At 52.2% G+C, this 19,466-nt stretch carries 11 protein-coding genes; 2 read left to right on the top strand and 9 right to left on the bottom strand.

Translation table 11 applies throughout. The annotated features are described in order from the left end of the window. Position 1 precedes the first annotated feature (1 nt). Positions 2-553 carry a type 1 glutamine amidotransferase domain-containing protein gene (locus tag Q0577_RS13775; RefSeq protein WP_298737223.1) on the top strand — a complete coding sequence of 184 codons (552 nt, stop codon included), beginning with the start codon at positions 2-4 and terminating at the stop codon, positions 551-553. A 40-nt stretch (positions 554-593) separates the two neighbouring features. Here the strand turns inward: Q0577_RS13775 and Q0577_RS13770 are convergent, their stop codons facing one another. From Q0577_RS13770 to Q0577_RS13740, 7 genes are all read right to left on the bottom strand, one after another. Next, complete coding sequence (locus Q0577_RS13770) at positions 594-968, bottom strand: septal ring lytic transglycosylase RlpA family protein (RefSeq protein WP_298737221.1); 375 nt, start codon at positions 966-968, stop codon at positions 594-596. A 54-nt stretch (positions 969-1,022) separates the two neighbouring features. Beyond that, on the bottom strand, positions 1,023-3,443 hold the full coding sequence (locus Q0577_RS13765) for a BamA/TamA family outer membrane protein (protein WP_298737219.1): 2,421 nt from the start codon (positions 3,441-3,443) through the stop codon (positions 1,023-1,025). Between the two features lie 3 nt (positions 3,444-3,446). Then, the gene (locus Q0577_RS13760) at positions 3,447-8,501 is read right to left on the bottom strand and encodes a translocation/assembly module TamB domain-containing protein (protein WP_298737218.1); all 5,055 of its coding nucleotides are present in this window, start codon (positions 8,499-8,501) and stop codon (positions 3,447-3,449) included. An 87-nt stretch (positions 8,502-8,588) separates the two neighbouring features. Further along, positions 8,589-9,227, bottom strand: a complete 639-nt coding sequence (locus Q0577_RS13755) for a hypothetical protein (RefSeq protein WP_298737216.1) — start codon at positions 9,225-9,227, stop codon at positions 8,589-8,591. 182 nt (positions 9,228-9,409) lie between these two features. Continuing rightward, complete coding sequence (locus Q0577_RS13750; protein WP_298737214.1) at positions 9,410-10,885, bottom strand: glutamate synthase subunit beta; 1,476 nt, start codon at positions 10,883-10,885, stop codon at positions 9,410-9,412. A gap of 51 nt (positions 10,886-10,936) precedes the next feature. Continuing rightward, a complete protein-coding gene (gene gltB / locus Q0577_RS13745) occupies positions 10,937-15,475 on the bottom strand; it encodes a glutamate synthase large subunit (RefSeq protein WP_298737212.1) in 4,539 nt (1,512 codons plus the stop codon). A gap of 341 nt (positions 15,476-15,816) precedes the next feature. Continuing rightward, complete coding sequence (locus tag Q0577_RS13740) at positions 15,817-17,316, bottom strand: family 10 glycosylhydrolase (protein WP_298737211.1); 1,500 nt, start codon at positions 17,314-17,316, stop codon at positions 15,817-15,819. A 129-nt stretch (positions 17,317-17,445) separates the two neighbouring features. Between Q0577_RS13740 and Q0577_RS13735 the strand changes: the two genes are divergently transcribed. Then, complete coding sequence (locus tag Q0577_RS13735) at positions 17,446-18,477, top strand: DUF3500 domain-containing protein (protein ID WP_298737207.1); 1,032 nt, start codon at positions 17,446-17,448, stop codon at positions 18,475-18,477. On the opposite strand, the gene Q0577_RS13730 is transcribed toward Q0577_RS13735, so the two are convergent. Further along, a complete protein-coding gene (locus tag Q0577_RS13730) occupies positions 18,474-18,926 on the bottom strand; it encodes a methylglyoxal synthase (RefSeq protein ID WP_298737206.1) in 453 nt (150 codons plus the stop codon). The genes Q0577_RS13735 and Q0577_RS13730 overlap by 4 nt on opposite strands. A 6-nt stretch (positions 18,927-18,932) precedes the next feature. Further along, positions 18,933-19,448, bottom strand: a complete 516-nt coding sequence (locus Q0577_RS13725) for a ferritin (RefSeq protein ID WP_298737204.1) — start codon at positions 19,446-19,448, stop codon at positions 18,933-18,935. Between the last annotated feature and the right edge of the window lie 18 nt (positions 19,449-19,466).

The following is a 19,466-nucleotide window of genomic DNA, read 5'->3' as shown; positions in this document are numbered from 1 at the left end:
TATGGAAAAACAACTCAGCAACAAGAAAGTGGCTATCCTGGTAGCAGACGGGTTTGAGGAATCAGAATTCACCAAACCGCTGGAAGCCCTGAAAGAAGCCGCTGCACAGGTAGAAGTAATATCCCTGCATGATGGGAAAGTACGCGCCTGGAATGAAAAGGACTGGGGCGGAGAATACCCTGTGGATAAAACCATTGACCAGGCTAATTCAAAAGATTATGACGCGCTGGTATTGCCGGGCGGCGTACTGAACCCGGATCAGTTACGGATGAACCCTGACGCGGTAGCTTTTGTAGGCGGATTTTTTGATGACAGTAAACCTATTGCCGCTATCTGTCATGGTCCCTGGACCCTGATCGAAACCGGTGAACTCACAGGCAGACAGGTAACATCTTATCCCAGTCTGAAGACAGATCTTACCAATGCAGGCGCTCAGTGGGTAGATAAAGAAGTGGTGGTAGACAACGGATTAGTAACCAGCCGTAATCCTAATGATCTGCCGGCCTTCTGTAAGAAAATGGTGGAAGAGATAGCCGAGGGCGTGCATGCGTAGATGAGGATGGTCCATGGTTGATGGGGCCATCGGCCATGGACTACTTTTTCTTTTTATACTGGATCTCTACGGGCGCAACGCCTGTACTGATAATGCCCAGTTTACGGGCGGCCTTTTTGGAAAGGTCAATGATACGGCCTTGCGCAAAAGGTCCGCGGTCGTTTATGCGTACTTTTACTGAGCGGCCGTTGGCAAGGTTGATCACTTTTACTTTTGTGCCAAAAGGAAGGGTGCGGTGTGCGGCAGTCATGGCGTTCTGATGAAAGGTTTCGCCACTGGCCGTACGGCGGCCTTCAAATTTGTCGGCATAGTAAGAAGCTTTCCCGCTTTCAGTTATTTTACGGGAACAGGCATTTAAGCTTAAGAGGCAGGCTGCCAACAGCGGTATGTACAGAATGTGCTTAACAGGAGGCATGCATCAGGTTGTTACACAAATATACTCCTTTTTAATATGTTTGTTGCTCATAAATCAGAAGGGATATCCGATGGCAATGTTTAATATAAGATTTTCCCTGCGCCAGTCGGGATCACCAAAGCGGATGTCCTTAATGACCCATCTTTCATTTTCAGGCAGCCAGGGTTTTCGCAGCGGGAAGGCAAGATCCAGCCGCACTACAACAATAGAAGCGTCTATACGTAAACCAACGCCGGCATTCACGGCAATCTCTTTCAGGAAATGAGAGCTGAATTGTCCGCCGGGACGGCTGGTATCACTTTTCTGCAGCCATATATTACCCGCATCAATGAAAGCGGCGGCATTGATCATGCTCACCAGGTGCACACGTAACTCTGAGTTAAATTCAAGTTTCACATCGCCGGCTTCGTTAGCCAGGAAGCGGCTGGTGGTATCGTGATAGGAACCCGGGCCTAATGTTCTGGCCCTGAATCCGCGAAGGCTGCTGCTGCCACCGGTAAAATATTGCTTGATAAAGGGCAGGGTGCGGGAGTTGCCGTAAGGAATGCCATAGCCAAAGAACAGGCGGTTTACCCAGGTCATACCTCTGCTGTATTGCCAGTAGTGCCGGAAGTCTGCACCCAGGCGTACGTATTGGGCAAAGGGGCTGCCGAAAATGTTTTTGGAGCTGTCGCCCTTCGGTATCACCAGCCCTGCCAGGTTGCCGGATACGTCTACATCGCCGCTGAAATACACGCTGTGTACCCGGTTGGGCGCCTGGTTGTTGTAGGTGATGTTATAGAATCCGCCCAGGATAAACTGCTTTTCTATGGAGCGGCGCTGTACGGGATCCACCTTCAGGATACTGTCGTATGCAGGGGTGGTGCTGCTGGGCCTTACAAAGGTAACGGAGAGCGGCGCCCATGCATGTTCCAGGTAACGTGTTTGCCGCCACAGGTATTGCCACTGCGCAGTATAGGCATTCAGGTTATACAGGTTCTGCCGGCTGAAAAGCTCATAGCTTAAACTGATACGGGTACGGGGCACATATGGTGTGCGGATGTTAAAGGCACGGAAAGGCACCAGGAACCTGGGCAGCGTAAGCGCCACCTCGCCTTTAAGGCTATACGAATTATTGCTGGCCAGGTTGCCGCCGGTTTGCCATTCCATACCGCCGGATGCGGATATTTCCAGGAGGTTGGCCGCCCGTTGCCAGTTGCGGTTGCGTTGTGTAACCTTCACTTCAGAGCCTACAAAACCGTTGGATTTGGAGGTGCCCCGCAGTTCTGCCTGCAGCGAGTATTGCGGATAAGGCGTCAGGTAAAAGCTGGCGTCCAGCTGGCCGGTATCTTTTGCCACCCCGGTAGTGTCTGTATAAAAACGCCTGCGGGATGCGGCGGTAGAGGAATCAAGTGGCAGCCGGCTGGAATCTACGGCCATGGCGATCCTCGCGGTATCAGTACGGGAGCGGCGGAAGCGGGTGGTATCCCGGGTATCCCGGCCAAACGTAGGACGGAACTGACCTTTTACGAACTTGAACACGCCCAGGTTGATCAGGCGTTGCAATGTAATGTCATGATTGCTGAGGCGGTACAGGCTGTCTGGCCGCAGGAATACGGAGCGCCTGAATATGCGCGGGCGGAATTTCTTCTCGGGGTCTACCACGCCGAAGTTCCGGTACAAGGTGACCTCCTCTCCCATGCGGGAAGAAGAATCCGCATCCAGTGAGTAGGTAGGATACAGGGTTACCCTCCTGATGAAATAAGGTTTACGTGCCAGTGGGCTGATATCATCTTTTACCCGAATGAAGATATGCACCTTGCCGTTGTGGGTACTGTCTACTTCCGCCAGCAGATGGTCTGCCGTAAAATAATAGTAACCCCGGTCTTTCAGGTAGCGGTGAATACGTTCGCGTTCAGCTTTTATACTATCCAGGCGATAGGGTTCCATATACATCAGGCTCTCGTCGCGCTTGATGCCGGCGATGGTTCTGCCCAGCTGTGAGCTGTCTGTTTCATAGACCACCTGTTCTATGAGGTAACGCAGGTTGGGCGTAGCAGTGTAGGCAGCCGATGCTTTTTTCCGGCCTTTGTTTTTGATGGCAGAACTTACTTCAGACTGGAAGTAACCGTTGTCCACCAGGTACTCGCGCAACACCTCCGAGGTATAGTCGCGTTTCACCTGGCTAAGCAGTACGGGCGGCTCTCCCCATTTTCTACGGAACAGGTAATTAAGGCCTTTGCCTTTGGGCTCATTGCCCAGGTTATATAGCCAGAGGCGGATGGGCATACCGAGAAACCTGCGATTGGGCTTTGGCCGTACGCTGGCGTCCAGGGCAGCTTTCAGGGTGCCGTAGTCTTTAGGTTTTTTACCCTCCCATTTCACATCGGCGCCGGTGTAAAGGCGGTCGCCTTCGGGCACGGTGCGGGTAGTGCTGCAGGCGCATAAACATAAACCTGCCAGGAGGGAGATGATATGTAAACTGGTTTGTCGCAATATTTAAGATTTCTTATCAGTTTTCTTTTTACGGAGCCTTTCTTTCCTGGTTTCCTTTTTAGCCTTACCCAGTATTTCGCGGAACTGGTCATAATCCATTACTATCATAAAAGCAGCGCCGGTTTCCACTACCTGGCCCTGCACGATGGTCTCATTTGCATTTCGCTGGTATACCCTTACACGGTAGCGGCCATCACGGGTAAGCTTGTATTCTACAGAAACATCGCCTACCAGCGCACCGGTGTTGTTGCCGGCTGACTTATCTCCTTCAAGATATACGTTGGAACCAACGGCTACGGTTAAACGGTCGTTGAAAAGATTTTTGGATACGCCCACATTCAGTGTGGTGCTTTCTCTTGCGCTGCCGCTGGAGTAGTCTTCATTCTGCTGCAGATCAAAGTTGATGTCTACTCCTTTAATGAGGCTGCCTGCCAGGTTATTGAGCTGTTGTGAAAGGATCTTGCTCACACTTTTACGGGCTTCACGGCCAACATCCACGCCCTCGCCGCCGGCAGCGGAGGGATCGTCCGGGATGAAGGAGTTCAGTACCAGCAGGCCCATTACCTGTTTATTAAGCTCTGACGTGATCTGGTTGATCTGCTTCAGCCGGTTGTATACCGCACCGCTGAAGGCATTACGTTCTGCCTCCGGCATATCGAGGCGGAAGGTGATCTCCGGTTTCATGAGCTCGCCCTTAATCTGCATGTATACCTCAAAAGGCAGGCGCTGCCTGTACTGGTTGCGTTCCAGTTCTGATTTGCCGGAGAGCTGATCAGCCACCAGCCCGGATGCGGAAGTATATACGGTATACTTGGCGGTGATGTCCAGATCGGCGTTCATGGCATCGCCATTGAAAGAGATGAAGCTGCCTTTTTCAATGGCAAAGGAACGTTTGATCACTTCATAGAGCGACATCTGGTATTTACCTTCCTGGATCTCATAGCGCCCGGTAAGGCTCATTTTACTGCTGGGGTCCAGGGTGGCGTTAAGGTTGGCGGTGCCTTTTGCTTCTACATAGTCGCCGTTCTGCTGGTCGATGATGATCTTGATAACAGACTGCGGCGTGATCTCTGCGTTGCCGCTGAACATCATGCCTTTGAGGCGGGGGTTTTCGTAGCGGGTGCTATCCTGAGCGGCCAGCATGGCAGAATCCACGGGTGCGTCCTTGTCTACAAACACCATGATGCCTTCCCGGTTGGCCACGCCCGGTTCATCCTGCGGGATGGTTACCGTTACGTTGGATTTATCGCGCAGCTTCACGTAGGCGTCTATACGTGGCAGATCCATATTGCCGCGCAGGCTTATGCGGCTGTCTATGAACGCCGGGCCGTAGTACAGCTGGTCCGGGTTCTGTTGTTTGCCCAGCACCATGAAATTCTCTGCATTCACATCCAGGTTAAAGCGGTAGTTGGTGAAATCGTTGGTATTTACACGGCCGTTCACTACCAGTTCATTCTGCAGGCTGTCTGCAATAACGAAGTTATTGAACACAATGCCACGCTCGTCCAGCACAATGGTTTCATCAGGCAGCGTAAGCGGAGCGCCCACGTAGGTGATGGTACCGCCGGCATCGCTGAAATGCAGGTTACCCCTCACTTTTGGTTTGTCTGTAGTGCCGGTGATGGTGAACCGGCCATCTGCGGAGCCGTGCATACGGGTCATATTGCCGAAGGTAAAAGGCTCTGCAGCCGCCATATTGAAGCGGTTAATATTCACCGTGGCATTGATGGCCGTATCATACACGCCCTGCACCTGGAGGTCGTTGCCGTTTCCGGTGAGCCCTGCTTTGATGTGGTAGGCATCCGGCTGCGGTGTTTGGAGGTCTGCCGTCAGCGTCCCCAGGCCGGTGTTGCGGAAAGAAAGACTGTCTATCTGGAGCGTAGTGGCTATCAGTGGCGACTGATCCAGGTTGCGGACCATGGCTTTACCATTCAATGTGCCGGTAGCCAGCATGGTGTCTGCTGCCAGCAGGCCGGTTATGGTGGCCAGCTGAAAATCTTTGATATCTGCCTGCAGGGCGGGCAGCTGGCTGCTGGTATCGGGCACGGTGCTGAGACGGATAGACTGTTCGCGGTAGGCAAGCTCCAGGTTGGCAGAATCAGGTGCTCCCTTGTGAAGGCGAATGATATTATCTGCGCCGGCGGTCCATTGCTGCTTATTCAGCAGCAGCTCCGGTTTCAGTGAGAATACGATCACGCTGTCGGGCAGGAACTGTACCAATCCGCCCACTTTATATTTGGGCTTTCCTGCCACATCATCCAGGTTCATGTCCCAGGTCAATTTCCCGGCGCTTGCATTGGCCAGGAGTGCTGTATGATACAGGGGCGCTACCGGGTGGCGGAGGGAAGCCAGTGAAACAATGGCTTTCAGGGAAGTATCCTGTATGCGGGCATCCAGCAACAGGCTGTCTACATGAATAGAATCGTAGCTTACCCTGGGCAGTGAGGCATTCATTACCAGCAGGCTGCTGTCTGAGTTGAGGCGGCCTTTAATGTCCAGCGGATTATTCATGCGCAGTGTTGGCATCATGGCCTGCAGGCTGCGGGGCCAGCGGAGAGAGGCGGTCCACTCCAGCAGCTGTCCGGGCAGCAGGGAGTCTACAACTGTACTATCCGGTGTTTGCAGTGGTTTGTTGATCAGGGCGCTGAAAGTGTTGCCCAGCTTTGTGTAATCTACCCTGCCATTGGCATTTATAAAACCAAAAGGCCCCGTAAGAGCAAGGTATTGCTGGTCCTGGTAGTGGGCGCGTAAAGCTATTGTATCCAGGGTGAAGGCGTTTCCGCCGGTCACCATTTGCCAGCCCGTAAAAAAGGCATTGCCTTCCAGCCTGCTGGGGGAAAGGCTGCTGAAATCTGCGGTGAGGGCGCCTTTCAGCAGAAAGGGATCTGCATACCAGTTGGTGGCATACAGGTCTGCCCTTTCCAGTTTTATATCTGCCTGCAGGTTTTGCAGGGTGGTATCTTTCAGCAGGCCGGTGATATCAAAAACAGCGGTGATAGCCGTGTCTGCACTTTGGCCGGACAGCTGGAACCTGCCCTGTGCGATATTTGCCTTGGCATTGATGTCCTGGTAGGTATAGCGGTTGTAAGTAGCGTTGTTAAGCTGCATTGCGGCACTGGCAGACATGGTATTGAGATCATAGCCCCTGCCTTCCGCCTGCAGGCCGCCGCTTATCCAGCCCATGGTGGTATCATACAGCATGATACCGGGGTGGAGCTGGAAGGAAGGTATGTGCAGTGAGTAGCGGGCACGCAGGCTGTCGGTAATGTTTACGAGGTGAGCCGTGAGGGCTGCATTGGCAATGTCACTCTTTAGCTGCAGCTCGGTTCGCATATCAGCCATGCCGCCGGTAAAGGAACCGGTGATCAGCATCTGCTCCGGCAGTCGCGGCGTATCCGGCATGGTGCCGGGCGGCAGCCAGGAGCGTAATGCGCTGTTGCCGCTTTGCAGCATGATGGAAGGCAGGTTGGCCTTTATGCTGTCTGTATTGGCGGCATAAAAAATCTTTCCCTGTGTCTGCAGGGTATTGCCCACATTGTCCCTTACATAAAAGTGCTGCACATCCAGGTTGCTGAGCGGGCCTTTTAATATAGCCGATACTGTTAACTGTTTATCCCACAGCGGTTTCATGTAGGGATTATTGCGTGAATCCGGCACAAATGCCAGCCACTCTCCCAGTGCTATGCGGGAAGAGTCGATATTGGCCCTGATCTGCAATTGTTCGAGATGATCTGCCACGGTTTCCCAGGAAGGAACGTTCACGACTATATGTTTGCGCAGTATGCTGCGGGAGGTTTCCACCAGCAGGTCTTGCAGGGAGAGGCTTTGCGGCGTAAAGGTAAAATACATGTGTGCGCGCTTTACGGCAAAGCCTGATTTGTCGCGCATGCTAAGGCTGTGGAGCAGCGCGCTGACGGTATCCGGACGATAGTTGATATTGCCTACCCGGGTATTGAAATCTCTGATCAGCAGGTGGTTATAGTCCGGATCGCTGCCCGCGCCGCCGGGTGCAGGGCCCGTATTGTTATCGTATTTTAAGGTGATCTTTTCCAGCAGCGCCTGGCTGGTAAGCACCCGCCAGGTATTAGGGGTTGATGGCAACGGCGCCGGGGTAGTATCTTTTGGGGCAGACATGGTAAGTATGCCACGTGTGCGGCTGAGGCGAATGTCCTGGGCCTGGATACGGGTAGAGTCCTGGTCTATATTGGCGTTGTTCAGCTGGAAGCTGCCAACATTCCAGGCGGTAGATATGCCGATGTCTTCGCTTTCATACCAGAAAGTACTGTTGCGGATCCTTAGCTGTTTGAGCAGGAGATGGAAAGGGGCTGCCGTTGTGTCTGTTGCCGGTGGCGGTGGTGCAGCGGCTACGGTTGTTTTGGGCCGGTAGAACTGTCGGAAAAAGCCGGTAAGGCCATTGAGGCTGATACCCCTGAAAGCATACACGCCATCGTTCACCAGCAGCTCGTCGGGGTCTATCTCCAGTGAATCCAGGCGGAGCACGGTATGCATGCCCTCCAGTCCGTCCAGGTAACTGAGCCTTAGCTGGTGCAGCTTTACATCACGGATATGGAACTGCAGAGTAGTACCGGTTTCCTGTGCCAGCGTATCGGGTGTGGCATCGGGACTTACAAAGGCGTCGATCACGAACTGGAAATTAAAAGCGCTGTCGTGCGTATGACGATAGGCGTTGACCAGGACACTGTCCCATTCCAGCTTATTTACGCGTATTTCATTGTTCAGGAGGGCCAGCAGGTTGTAGTGTACTTTGAGCGACCCGGAGTAGAACAGGGCTTTGTTGCTGGTGTCTGATACCGCTACGTTCCGCAGCTCGAGATAACGCCAGCCCCTTGCCCGCAGGTAGCCGATCTTTACTCTTGTATGCAGCTTGTTCTGGAGATACAGTTCTCCCTGCCGGCGGAGGTAGTCCTGCACGGGAGTAAGTTGCAGCAGCAGTACGGCCATTACAGGCAATAATAGGATGGCTACAATGATCCATACAAGCCAGCGCCACCATGGGCGGCCACGACGTTTTTCACCGTTGGAAGCAGGTTCTGTCACTATGAATGATTACTATAGTAATATACTGAAAATAAATGCTTTGGCGCATTATAGCACAAAAAGTGAGATCAGCAAAATCTGTACCTGTTACAACACGGGAGTATTGCGTTCATTGAACCAGTGGATATAATACTCCATGCGCCCGCGCTTTTGTGCGTCGGTATTGAACATTTCCAGGAGTTGCCTGTCGGGAGGGAGAATATATTTTCTCAGATTGTAGAGGGTAAGGTCATATACCTGGCCGGTGATGATGTTGATCACCTTCTTTTTCCGGTTGGGCGGGGGTGTATTATTAAACGTTATGGCGTTGGGGTTAGCCACGGGTGTGGGCGCAACTGCATGGATCTCATAGAGGCAGTAATAGCCTATCTCCTGTAATTTATTGAGGCCATTGTCCTTTATGTACACATTTTTTCCGTCAGAAAATCCCCAATAGTCCTTCACTTTCTTTTCCTTCCCGGTGCTGTCTGCAATATGCAGTTCATTCCTGCTGGCCAGCAGGTAGATCTGGGCGGCGGTGCTGCGGTTTTTTACCACCATATTGCCATGTTCTGAAGGGCTGTTGAGCTGGAACTCTTTGAAGGACTTGTAAATGCCTTTCCTGTAAGCATTTGTGTTAAAAATGAAACCGGCTGCAGAGGAAAAGTCTGCCGTATCCTGCGCGAAAGCAGGAACAGTGGAACCGACCAGGATGTACATCACCAATAAGGGAAACAGGCGCCGCATGAGATCAAAAATAGCGGGCGGCACAGGAAAAGTGATGAATAATAGGCGGACAGGCAGATTGTGCCTGCTAAAGGAAGGATTATGCCGTTATAAGAAAAAGAAAGGGCCGGGTAAAAACCCAGCCCGGCTGAAGGTTACAACAAAATCTAAACCTGCTTATGAGAAAACTTTTGATCAAGTTGTCAAATAGCCATTGCTTGTAAGGAATGATCCTTGCTTTCCAGCTGGGATACGCCCATCAGGAACTCGTCTACTTTACGGGCGCACTCACGGCCTTCGCTGATTGCCCACACCACCAGTGACTGACCGCGACGCATATCGCCGGCGGCAAACACTTTGGGGATGGAGGTCTGATAGGCCTTTTCTGTTGCTTTCACATTACCGCGCTCGTCTTTTTCCACACCCAGATCATCCAGCATACCCGTGTGCTGCGGATGCACAAAGCCCATTGCCAGTAAGGCCAGCTCACAGGGTACTTCTCTTTCGGAACCAGGAACTTCGGTAAAGCCGCCTGGTTTGCCGTCCTGACCCAGTGACCATTGCAGGTCTACCAGTTTCAGGGCTTTTAAATTGCCTTTGCCATCACCTATAAATTCCTTGGTAGCGATTGCCCACTTGCGGTCTGCTCCTTCTTCGTGGGAAGAAGATGTTTTCAGTACCATAGGATAGGTAGGCCAGGGCATATACGGTGTACGTTCGCCGGGAGGTTTTGGCAACAGCTCCAGCTGCGTAACGCTTTTTGCACCGTGGCGGTTGGAGGTGCCCACACAGTCTGAACCGGTGTCGCCGCCGCCAATTACTACTACGTTTTTATCAGTTGCCCAGATATCATCGCCTTCTACAGGGCGGTTAGACACCCTTTTATTCTGTTGCTTCAGGAAGTCCATTGCAAAATGAACGCCTTTCAGCTCACGGCCGGGAATATTCAGATCGCGGGGAATGGTAGATCCACCGGCCAGCACGATGGCATTATATTCGCGCAGGAGGTCATTCACACTTACGTTCACCCCTACGTTGGCGTTACACTGGAAGCTTACGCCCTCTTCTTCCATCAATTTAATACGGCGTTCCACCACCCATTTCTCGAGCTTGAAATCGGGGATACCGTAGCGGAGCAGTCCGCCGGGGGCATCATCCCTTTCAAATACAGTCACCTGGTGACCAGCATAATTCAGCTGTGCTGCCGCTGCAAGTCCGGCGGGACCGGAACCAATTACGGCCACCTTTTTACCGGTGCGTACCCGCGGTGTTTTAGCCTGTACAAGCCCTTTATCAAACGCTATCTCGATAATATGACGTTCAATTTCTTCGATGGCTACCGGCGGCTGGTTGATACCCAGTACGCAGGCGCTTTCGCAGGGCGCCGGGCATATACGGCCGGTGAACTCCGGAAAGTTGTTGGTGCTGGTAAGAATATCGTAGGCATCCTGCCAGTCTTTTTTGTAAACGGCATCGTTAAATTCCGGGATCACATTGCCCAGCGGGCATCCGCTATGGCAGAACGGTACACCGCAGTTCATACAACGAGCTGCCTGCGTATTCAGCTTTGGTTCGCTGTAACGCTCCACGAACTCCTTATAGTGCTGTGTTCTTTGCCCGGGATCTGCTTTGCCCGGCAATTCACGTGTAAATTCCAAAAAACCCGTTGGTTTACCCATCTTCTTCTGATCTTTTAATAATAGTTTAATAGTTCATGGACCTTACCAGGGTCAGGATTTCTTTACTTTCTGACCTTCTGATTCTGACTTCGCTAATTTCAGTACGGCTTTGTATTCTTTCGGGAACACTTTCACAAAATGGCGTAACTGATTTTCCCAGTCCTTCAATATGAACTTAGCCACGGTACTGTTAGTGTATGCATGATGTTTGGTGATCAGGTCATGCAGGCGGGCTATATCTTCCTGGTCCAGCGGATCAAGATCGATCATGTCTTTGTTGCAGCGGTTGGCGAATACGCCTTTTACATCGTATACATAGGCAATACCGCCGCTCATACCAGCGCCAAAGTTGCGGCCGGTTTCGCCCAGGATCACTGCCCTGCCGCCGGTCATATATTCGCAACCGTGGTCGCCTACGCCTTCTGCTACTACGGTGGCGCCTGAGTTACGTACACAGAAGCGCTCACCGGCTTTACCGCGTATGTATGCTTCGCCGGAGGTTGCGCCATAGAAGGCCACGTTACCGGCAATGATGTTTTCTTCTGCCTTGAAACCAGCTTCAGCGGAGGGATACAGGATCAGTTTTGCACCGGAAAGCCCTTTACCAAAGTAGTCATTTGCTTCGCCTTCCAGTTCCAGCGTTACACCGCGGGTGTTAAAGGCGCCGAAGCTCTGACCGGCGGAGCCCAGGAATTTGAAGTGGATGGTGTCTTCCGGCAGACCTTCGCTTTTATAGCGTTTGGATATTTCGTTGCTGAGAATAGTGCCGATGGTACGGTCTGTATTCTTTACACCGAACTGCTGGAACACCCGGGTTTTCTTTTCCAGTGCGGGCTGGGCGGCTTTCAGCAGCTGCCAGTCCAGCACCTCGCTGATACCGTGGTCCTGTTCTTCCTGTTTGTACTGGCCTACTTCAGGACCAGCGGGTTCTCTGTATAATATCGGAGAAAGGTCAAGATGTTTGAACTTCCAGTGGTCTACACCTTCGCGGACCTGCAGGTTTTCTACCTGGCCAACCATTTCGTTTACGGTACGGAAGCCCAGTTCTGCCATGATCTCGCGCAGCTCTTCCACCAGGAATTTGAAAAGGTTCACTACATTTTCAGGATCGCCGGCAAAGCGTTTGCGCAGTTCAGGATCCTGGGTAGCCACCCCTACCGGGCAGGTATTGAGATGGCATTTACGCATCATGATACAGCCTTCTACTACGAGGGCGGCGGTTGCCACACCCCATTCTTCGGCGCCCAGGAGGGTAGCGATAGCGATATCGCGGCCGGTTTTCAGCTGTCCGTCTGTTTGTACCACTACCCTGCTGCGCAGTTTATTGCGTACCAGTGTCTGGTGGGTTTCTGCCAGGCCCAGTTCCCAGGGCAGCCCTGCATGTTTGATAGAGCTGATGGGAGAGGCACCGGTACCGCCATCATGGCCGGAGATGAGCACAACGTCTGCATGAGCTTTGGCCACACCGGCAGCGATGGTGCCTACCCCTGCTTTGGATACCAGCTTAACGCTGATACGGGCGGCGCGGTTGGCGTTCTTCAGGTCAAAGATCAGCTGTGCCAGATCTTCGATAGAATAAATATCATGGTGCGGCGGCGGAGAGATGAGGCCTACACCCGGGGTGGAGTGGCGCACTTTAGCGATCCATTCGTCCACTTTATGGCCGGGCAGCTGGCCACCTTCGCCGGGCTTGGCGCCCTGCGCCATCTTGATCTGTAATTCGTCTGCATTGGTGAGGTAATAGCTGGTAACCCCGAAGCGGGCGCTGGCCACCTGTTTAATGGCAGAGCGCATGCTGTCGCCGTTAGGCAGCTGCTCGTAGCGGATCTCATCTTCACCACCTTCACCGGTATTGCTTTTGGCGCCGATACGGTTCATGGCAATAGCCAGGGTGGAATGCGCTTCGTGGGATATGGAGCCAAAGCTCATAGCGCCTGTAGCGAAGCGTTTGAAGATGGATGCTGCCGGTTCTACCTCATTGATAGATATGGAGGGACGTGTACGCTTGAAAGTGAACATGCTGCGCAGGGTGGCGGCTTTTTCACTTTGGTCGTTCACGGCCTTGGAGTATTTTTTGAAGATGCCGTAATCCCCCATGCGGGTGGAGTATTGCAGCAGGTGGATCGTTGTTGGATTAAAGAGGTGGAACTCGCCTTTACGTTTCCACTGGTAGATACCGCCCACCGTTAAACGCTGTACGGGTGTTTCCTTGCGGCCGTAACCCATCCAGTGCTTGGCCAGTGTTTCGCGGGCAATCTCATCGAGGCCCAGACCCTGCAAGCGGGAGACGGCGCCGGTGAAGTATTTGTCTACCACACTCTGGTTAATACCCAAGATCTCAAAGATCTGTGCACCCTGGTAAGACTGCAGGGTGGAGATACCCATTTTAGAGAATACTTTCAGCAGGCCTTCGCAAACAGCCTTGATGTAATTCTTTTTGAGTTTATCCACATCCAGCTCGGTATCCAGTTTGCCGTTCAGCTTCATATCCCGGATGGTGCTCAGTGCCAGGTAGGGGTTGATCGCGGTAGCGCCAAAACCCAGCAGGCATGCGTAGTGGTGCACTTCCCAGACATCACCGGCTTCTATGATGATACCTACCTGTCCACGTACTCCCTTACGGATAAGGTGGTGGTGAACTGCGGAAGCAGCCAGCAGGGAAGGTATGGGCGCATGCTCAGAATCAATGGCCCGGTCGGAAAGGATGATCACTTCAAACCCGTCTTCCACGGCATCTACTGCATAGCGGCAAAGGCGGGCCAGTCCTTTTTCGAGGGAGCCGGGTTTGCCGTCTGCCTTGAAATAGGTCTGTAATGTTTTGGCCTGGAAGATACCGGTATCGATACTGCGGATCTTCTCCAGCTCATGATTGTTCAGGATGGGGTGGCGCAGTGCGAGGCCGTGGCAGTGCAGCGGATCTTCATCCAGCAGGTTGCCGTTGTTGCCCACAAAGGTAGCCAGTGACATTACCAGTCTTTCCCGGATAGGATCAATGGGCGGGTTGGTTACCTGTGCGAACAGCTGTTTGAAGTAGCTGCTCAGGTGCTGCGGCTGATCACTCAGCACGGCCAGCGGCACATCGGTACCCATAGAGCCGATGGGCTCTTTGCCGTCTATGGCCATGGGAGCGATGATGTGCTCCAGGTCTTCGGTGCTGTAACCGAAGGCGCGCTGGTATTTAAAGATCTGCTCGTGCTCCAGGTGGGTAAATGTTACGCGGGGCTCTGGCAGTTCTTCCAGGCGGATCTTGTATTTATTGAGCCATTCTGCATAAGGCTGCTGTGAACAGATGGTCTGTTTCAGCTCCTCATCACCGATAATGCGGCCCTGGTCCATGTCAACAATGAACATTTTACCAGGTTGCAGGCGGCCTTTTTCTTTTACGTTCTTGGGATCGATGGGCAATACGCCGGCTTCTGAGGCCATGATCACCCGATCGTCTTTGGTTACCACGAAACGGCTGGGGCGCAGACCGTTACGGTCCAGCGTAGCGCCGATAATCTTACCATCTGTGAAGGAGATGGAAGCGGGACCGTCCCAGGGCTCCATCAGGGAGGCGTGGTATTCGTAGAAAGCTTTCTTCACCGGGTCCATGTCTTCGTTGCCGTCCCATGCTTCGGGGATGAGCATCATCATTACATGGGGCAGTGAGCGTCCGGTGAGGGTGAGCAGTTCTATTACATTATCGAGGCTGGCGGAGTCTGACTGGCCTTCTTCTACGATCGGCAGCAGCATATCCATTTCTTCTTTAGAGAAGTATCTGGTAGCAAAGTCCCTTTCGCCGGCGCGCAGCCAGTTCAGGTTCCCTTTCAGGGTGTTGATCTCACCGTTATGCGCAATATAGCGGTAGGGGTGAGCCAGTCTCCAGCTGGGGAACGTGTTGGTAGCGAAGCGGGAGTGGATCAGTGCAAAGGCAGACACCATTTTCTCATCGCTCAGGTCAGGATAGTAATGCCTTACCTGGTAGGTGGTAAGCTGTCCTTTATAAACGATGGTTTTGGAAGAAAGAGAAGCTATATAGAACAGTGCCTTTTCCTTAGGTACGGTATTGCGCACTGTTTTAGATACATAGTTACGGAGTATGAACAGTTTACGTTCAAAGGATTCCTGGTCGGAGATCTGGTAGGGGCAGGCAATGAATACCTGTTCTATTTCAGGTTCTACGGAAAGGGCGCTTTCACCAATGCCATCGGGGCGTACCGGCACTTTGCGGTATCCCAGTATATCGAGGCCCAGCTTTTCTGCTGCGCGGTTGATTATTTCGCGACACTCTTCACGCCAGCGGGGTTCTTTGGGGAAGAACACCATGCCTACACCATATTTTCCGAATTCGGGTAATGCGACCCCCATTTTGAGGCACTCGTCAAAGAAAAACTCATGCGGCATCTGAATGAGGATACCGGCCCCGTCTCCGGTAGTACGTTCACAACCGCAGGCCCCACGGTGTTCCATATTTTCCAGCATCGTCAAGGCATCCTTTATGATCTGGTGGGATTTACGGCCTTTTATATGGGCAGTAAAACCAGTTCCGCAGGCATCATGTTCAAATTCCGGACGATAAAGGCCCTCCTGTTTTCTCACTTTTCGCATTCATTTAGGTTTTTTGTATCAGGTACACTACGCCTTAGCGTTTTTTGCGGCCGGGAGGTACCGTAATTGTTTCGGGAACGGTTTAAAGATACTAAAGGAATGCGGTATTTTTTTTATAAACATTTGTTTAAGGGGAAAAATTTAGAAAAGATTAAAAAAATAAGTGAATAACTTGGAAATTAATGAATTTTTGAGCGCTTTTGGGGACCGGGAAAGGACACACGAACGGGGGAATACAGGAGCGGGCAGGCCGGATCAAAAGTCCGGCCCGCCGTATACAACAGGATTAATCTGAATATTAATAAAACTTCTTTTGTGTCGAGCACTCAGGAGCTGCTGGCCTATGGAAACTCGAACGTGGCCTTTCCGTTCACGACCTTTACCTCCAGTGATTCGCTCCGCAGGCTTTCATTCTGCAGGCGGTTCAAGGCGGTGACTACGTAAACATAATTACGTCCTTTCTGATAGGTAAAGTCTGTATACTGAGGATCAGGCATTTGCGGCACAATGGCCAGGATCTTTGCCGGATCATTCAGGTTAATGGGCTCAGAGCTTTCAAAACGGTACAGCACGTATTGTTTGGTACGATGCAGGGTATCGTCATCAGACCAGTACACCTGCAAGCCGTTTTCCCGTTCAAAGGCATCAATAAAATAGGGCGCTTTTGGCGCTTCCTGGCCCTGGAGCCAGGGCATCAGGGGGCGGAGGGCCGGGTAGCGGTAAAGATGGTTGTGCAGGCTGTCTTCTATGCCCAGGGGGTTGCCGGAGAAGGATTTGGCGCTGTAGAAAATACTGCCCTGTACGGTATTGAGGGTACGGGCATCGGTGATCTGGCTGGTCAGTTCGCCGGGATTCCGCCAGACCGCATTACTGTTAATGCGGTACACGCCGTGCCCGATGTATACATGCCGCCCGTAGCTGTGCTGCGCCCACCAGTTTAGCAGCACTTCATATGCCACCAGCCGGTGGCCGTGTTCCCAGTACAGTTGGGGGGCTACGTAATCGATCCAGCCGTTCTTCAGCCATTTCAGCACATCGGCATAGAGATCGTCGTAGTTGGTCTGGCCACCACGGGTGTAGGACCCTTCCGGATCTTTGTCGCGGTTACGCCATACTCCAAACGGGCTGACCCCGAACTTTACCCAGGGCTTGGCGGCTTTGATAGCCAGGTTCAGCATCTGGATGATGGTGTCTACATTATGCCGCCGCCAGTCGTCTTTGGATAGCTGACCACCGTAGAGGCGGTAAGAATTATTGTCAGGGAACTCTTTGCCGGGAATCCGGTATGGGTAGAAATAATCGTCGAAATGTACGGCGTCTATGTCATAGCGTTTTACCACATCGGTAATGATCTGGGTAACATAAAGGCGTACATCAGGTATACCGGGATCGAAATATTTGCGGTCGCCATAGGTAAGGAACCACTGGGGACGGAGCCGGGTAATATGATTAGGGGCAATACTGCTGCGGTTGATATTGAAGACCGCCCGGTAAGGGTTAAACCAGGCATGGAATTCCATGCCGCGCCTGTGGGTTTCTGCTACCATGAACTCCAGCGGGTCATAGTATGGGTTGGGGGCCTGCCCCTGTCTGCCGGTAAGGTATTCTGACCATGGCTCGAAGGGTGAAGAGTAGAAGGCATCCGCTACGGGGCGTACCTGCACCACTACAGCATTGATGCCGTTGCGCTGCTGCCTGTCAAGAAGTGCTATAAATTCCTGCTTTTGCTGATCAGTACTCAAGCCCCTGCGTGACGGCCAGTCAATATTTTCCACGGTGGCAATCCATACAGCCCTGAGCTCGCGTTTGGGAGCCAGCTGTGCATAAACAGTCGTCATCATGCAAGCCGTTAACAGCAGGGCTGCGGCTAAATGCTTCAATATCATCAACAAAGCAATTACTTTAAGCTGCTAAAACTGCGAAAATAAGTAAATGGATTTTATTATTTTGTTGGAAGAAATTCCACGTATATGTTACGGAAACCTTTGGTATACAATTTACTGCTGACCGCGATATTATTACTCACAGATCTAATGGTTCATGCGCAGGCGCCAGGCGATATCACTGCTGCGGCACAGGCTTTTCTGCAAACGCTGGATGCAGGTGCAAAAGGCCAGACAATGTTTGCCTATAACGATGCTGAGCGACTTAACTGGCATTTTGTGCCCAAAGCCCGGAAGGGTTTGCCTTTAAAGGCGATGAACGCCCGGCAGAAGGCGGCTGCCCTGCGCCTGCTGCAGACCTGTATGAGCGCCCAGGGGTATCAAAAGGCTACCTCCATTATTGCGTTGGAGAATGTGCTGAAAGTACTGGAAGGGCGGGGTGCAGACGATGATTACCGGGACCCGGGTAAATATTACATCAGCATTTTTGGTACGCCGGGGCGTGAAAAGTTATGGGGCTGGCGGATAGAAGGTCATCATGTAGCATTAAACTTCTCTTCCGTTAACAACAAGCTGGCAGCGGGCACCCCTGCTTTCCTGGGGTCCAACCCCGGCATTGTGCCTTCGGGACCGGAAAAGGGAAAGCAGGTATTGAAACAGGAAGCTGTGCTGGGCTTTGAACTGCTTAATGCACTGGATAAATCGCAGCAGGAACAGGCTATTATCCAAAGCAATGCCCCGGGTGATATTATAACCGGTAACCGGCGTAAAGCAATGCTGCTGGATCCGCCCGGAGTGCCCTTCTCTGAAATGACCGCGCGGCAACAGCAATTACTGAAACAACTGGTGGGGGTGTATATTGATAATTATACCAAGCTGTATGCGGACCTACTGCTGAAGGAGATTTCGGCAGCCGGCTGGGACAAGATGCATTTTGCCTGGGCTGGTGTACATGCCTGGGGCGGAGGTCATTATTACCGGATACAAAATCCCGCTATTCTTATTGAGTACGATAATACCCAGAATAACGGCAACCATGTGCATACCGTGCTGCGCGACCTGAAAAATGATTTCGGGGACGCCCTGGAAGAGCACTACCAGGCAGCACATCTTCACTAAACCTTTCTACCCAGGTACTGGGAGTAATCCGGCAGAATGGCTTCATAATCCTGGTGCATCAGGGGTGAAGTAAGCAGAAAATCTGCCGTGGTGCGGTTACAGGCCATCGGGATATTCCATACGGCGCAAAGGCGCAGCAGGGCTTTTATGTCCGGGTCATGGGGCAGGGCTTCCATCGGATCCCAGAAGAAGATCACGGCATCCAGCTCACCCTGGGCCACCATGGCGCCGATCTGCTGATCGCCTCCCAGGGGTCCGCTGAGCATTTTACGCACCGGCACATCCAGCTGTTCCTCCAGGAGCTTGCCGGTAGTGCCGGTGGCATACAGTTCATGACGGCTTAACACCGCCTTATTATAAACAGCCCATTCTATGAGCTCGGGCTTTTTATGATCGTGGGCAATGAGTGCCACGCGTTTACGCGCCTTTAAAGTCTTTGCAGATTGCATACTGGTTTATCTTCTGTCTTCCGTCTGCAGGGTAGCCATATCGCGGTCAAAGATGTACATACCGCCTTTATCCTCTCCTATCAGTTTCAGTTTATCAAGTATCTGAGTAGCCATTTTTTCTTCTTCGATCTGCTCGGCTACATACCATTGCAGGAAGGTGTGCGTGGTATAATCCTTTTCCTGCAGGCAGTGGTCTACCAGTTTATTGATCTCTGTAGATACCAGTATCTCGTGGCTGAGTACCAGCTCAAAGATCTCCAGGATGTTCTTAAAGGTTACCGCCGGTTGCTTAAGTGTGGGTACTATGCCATGACCGCCGCGGTCGTTGATAAAACGGATGAGTTTGAGCATATGTACCCGCTCCTCGTCTGAATGGCGGTACAGGAACTGGGCTATGCCATTATAACCCTGTACTTCGGCCCAGGAAGCCATGGCGAGATAATACTGGGAAGACTCCGCTTCCAGCTGCACCTGCTCATTCAGCGCTTTTTCGGTGCTTGCGGCTAGTTTTTTATATAGCATGGGAAAATCGTTTAAAGG

The sequence above is a fragment of the uncultured Chitinophaga sp. genome (genome assembly GCF_937898475.1).
Taxonomy (GTDB): domain Bacteria; phylum Bacteroidota; class Bacteroidia; order Chitinophagales; family Chitinophagaceae; genus Chitinophaga.
The sequence above is the reverse complement of the archived record's forward strand: the minus strand, read 5'-3'. Positions and strand labels throughout refer to the sequence as shown.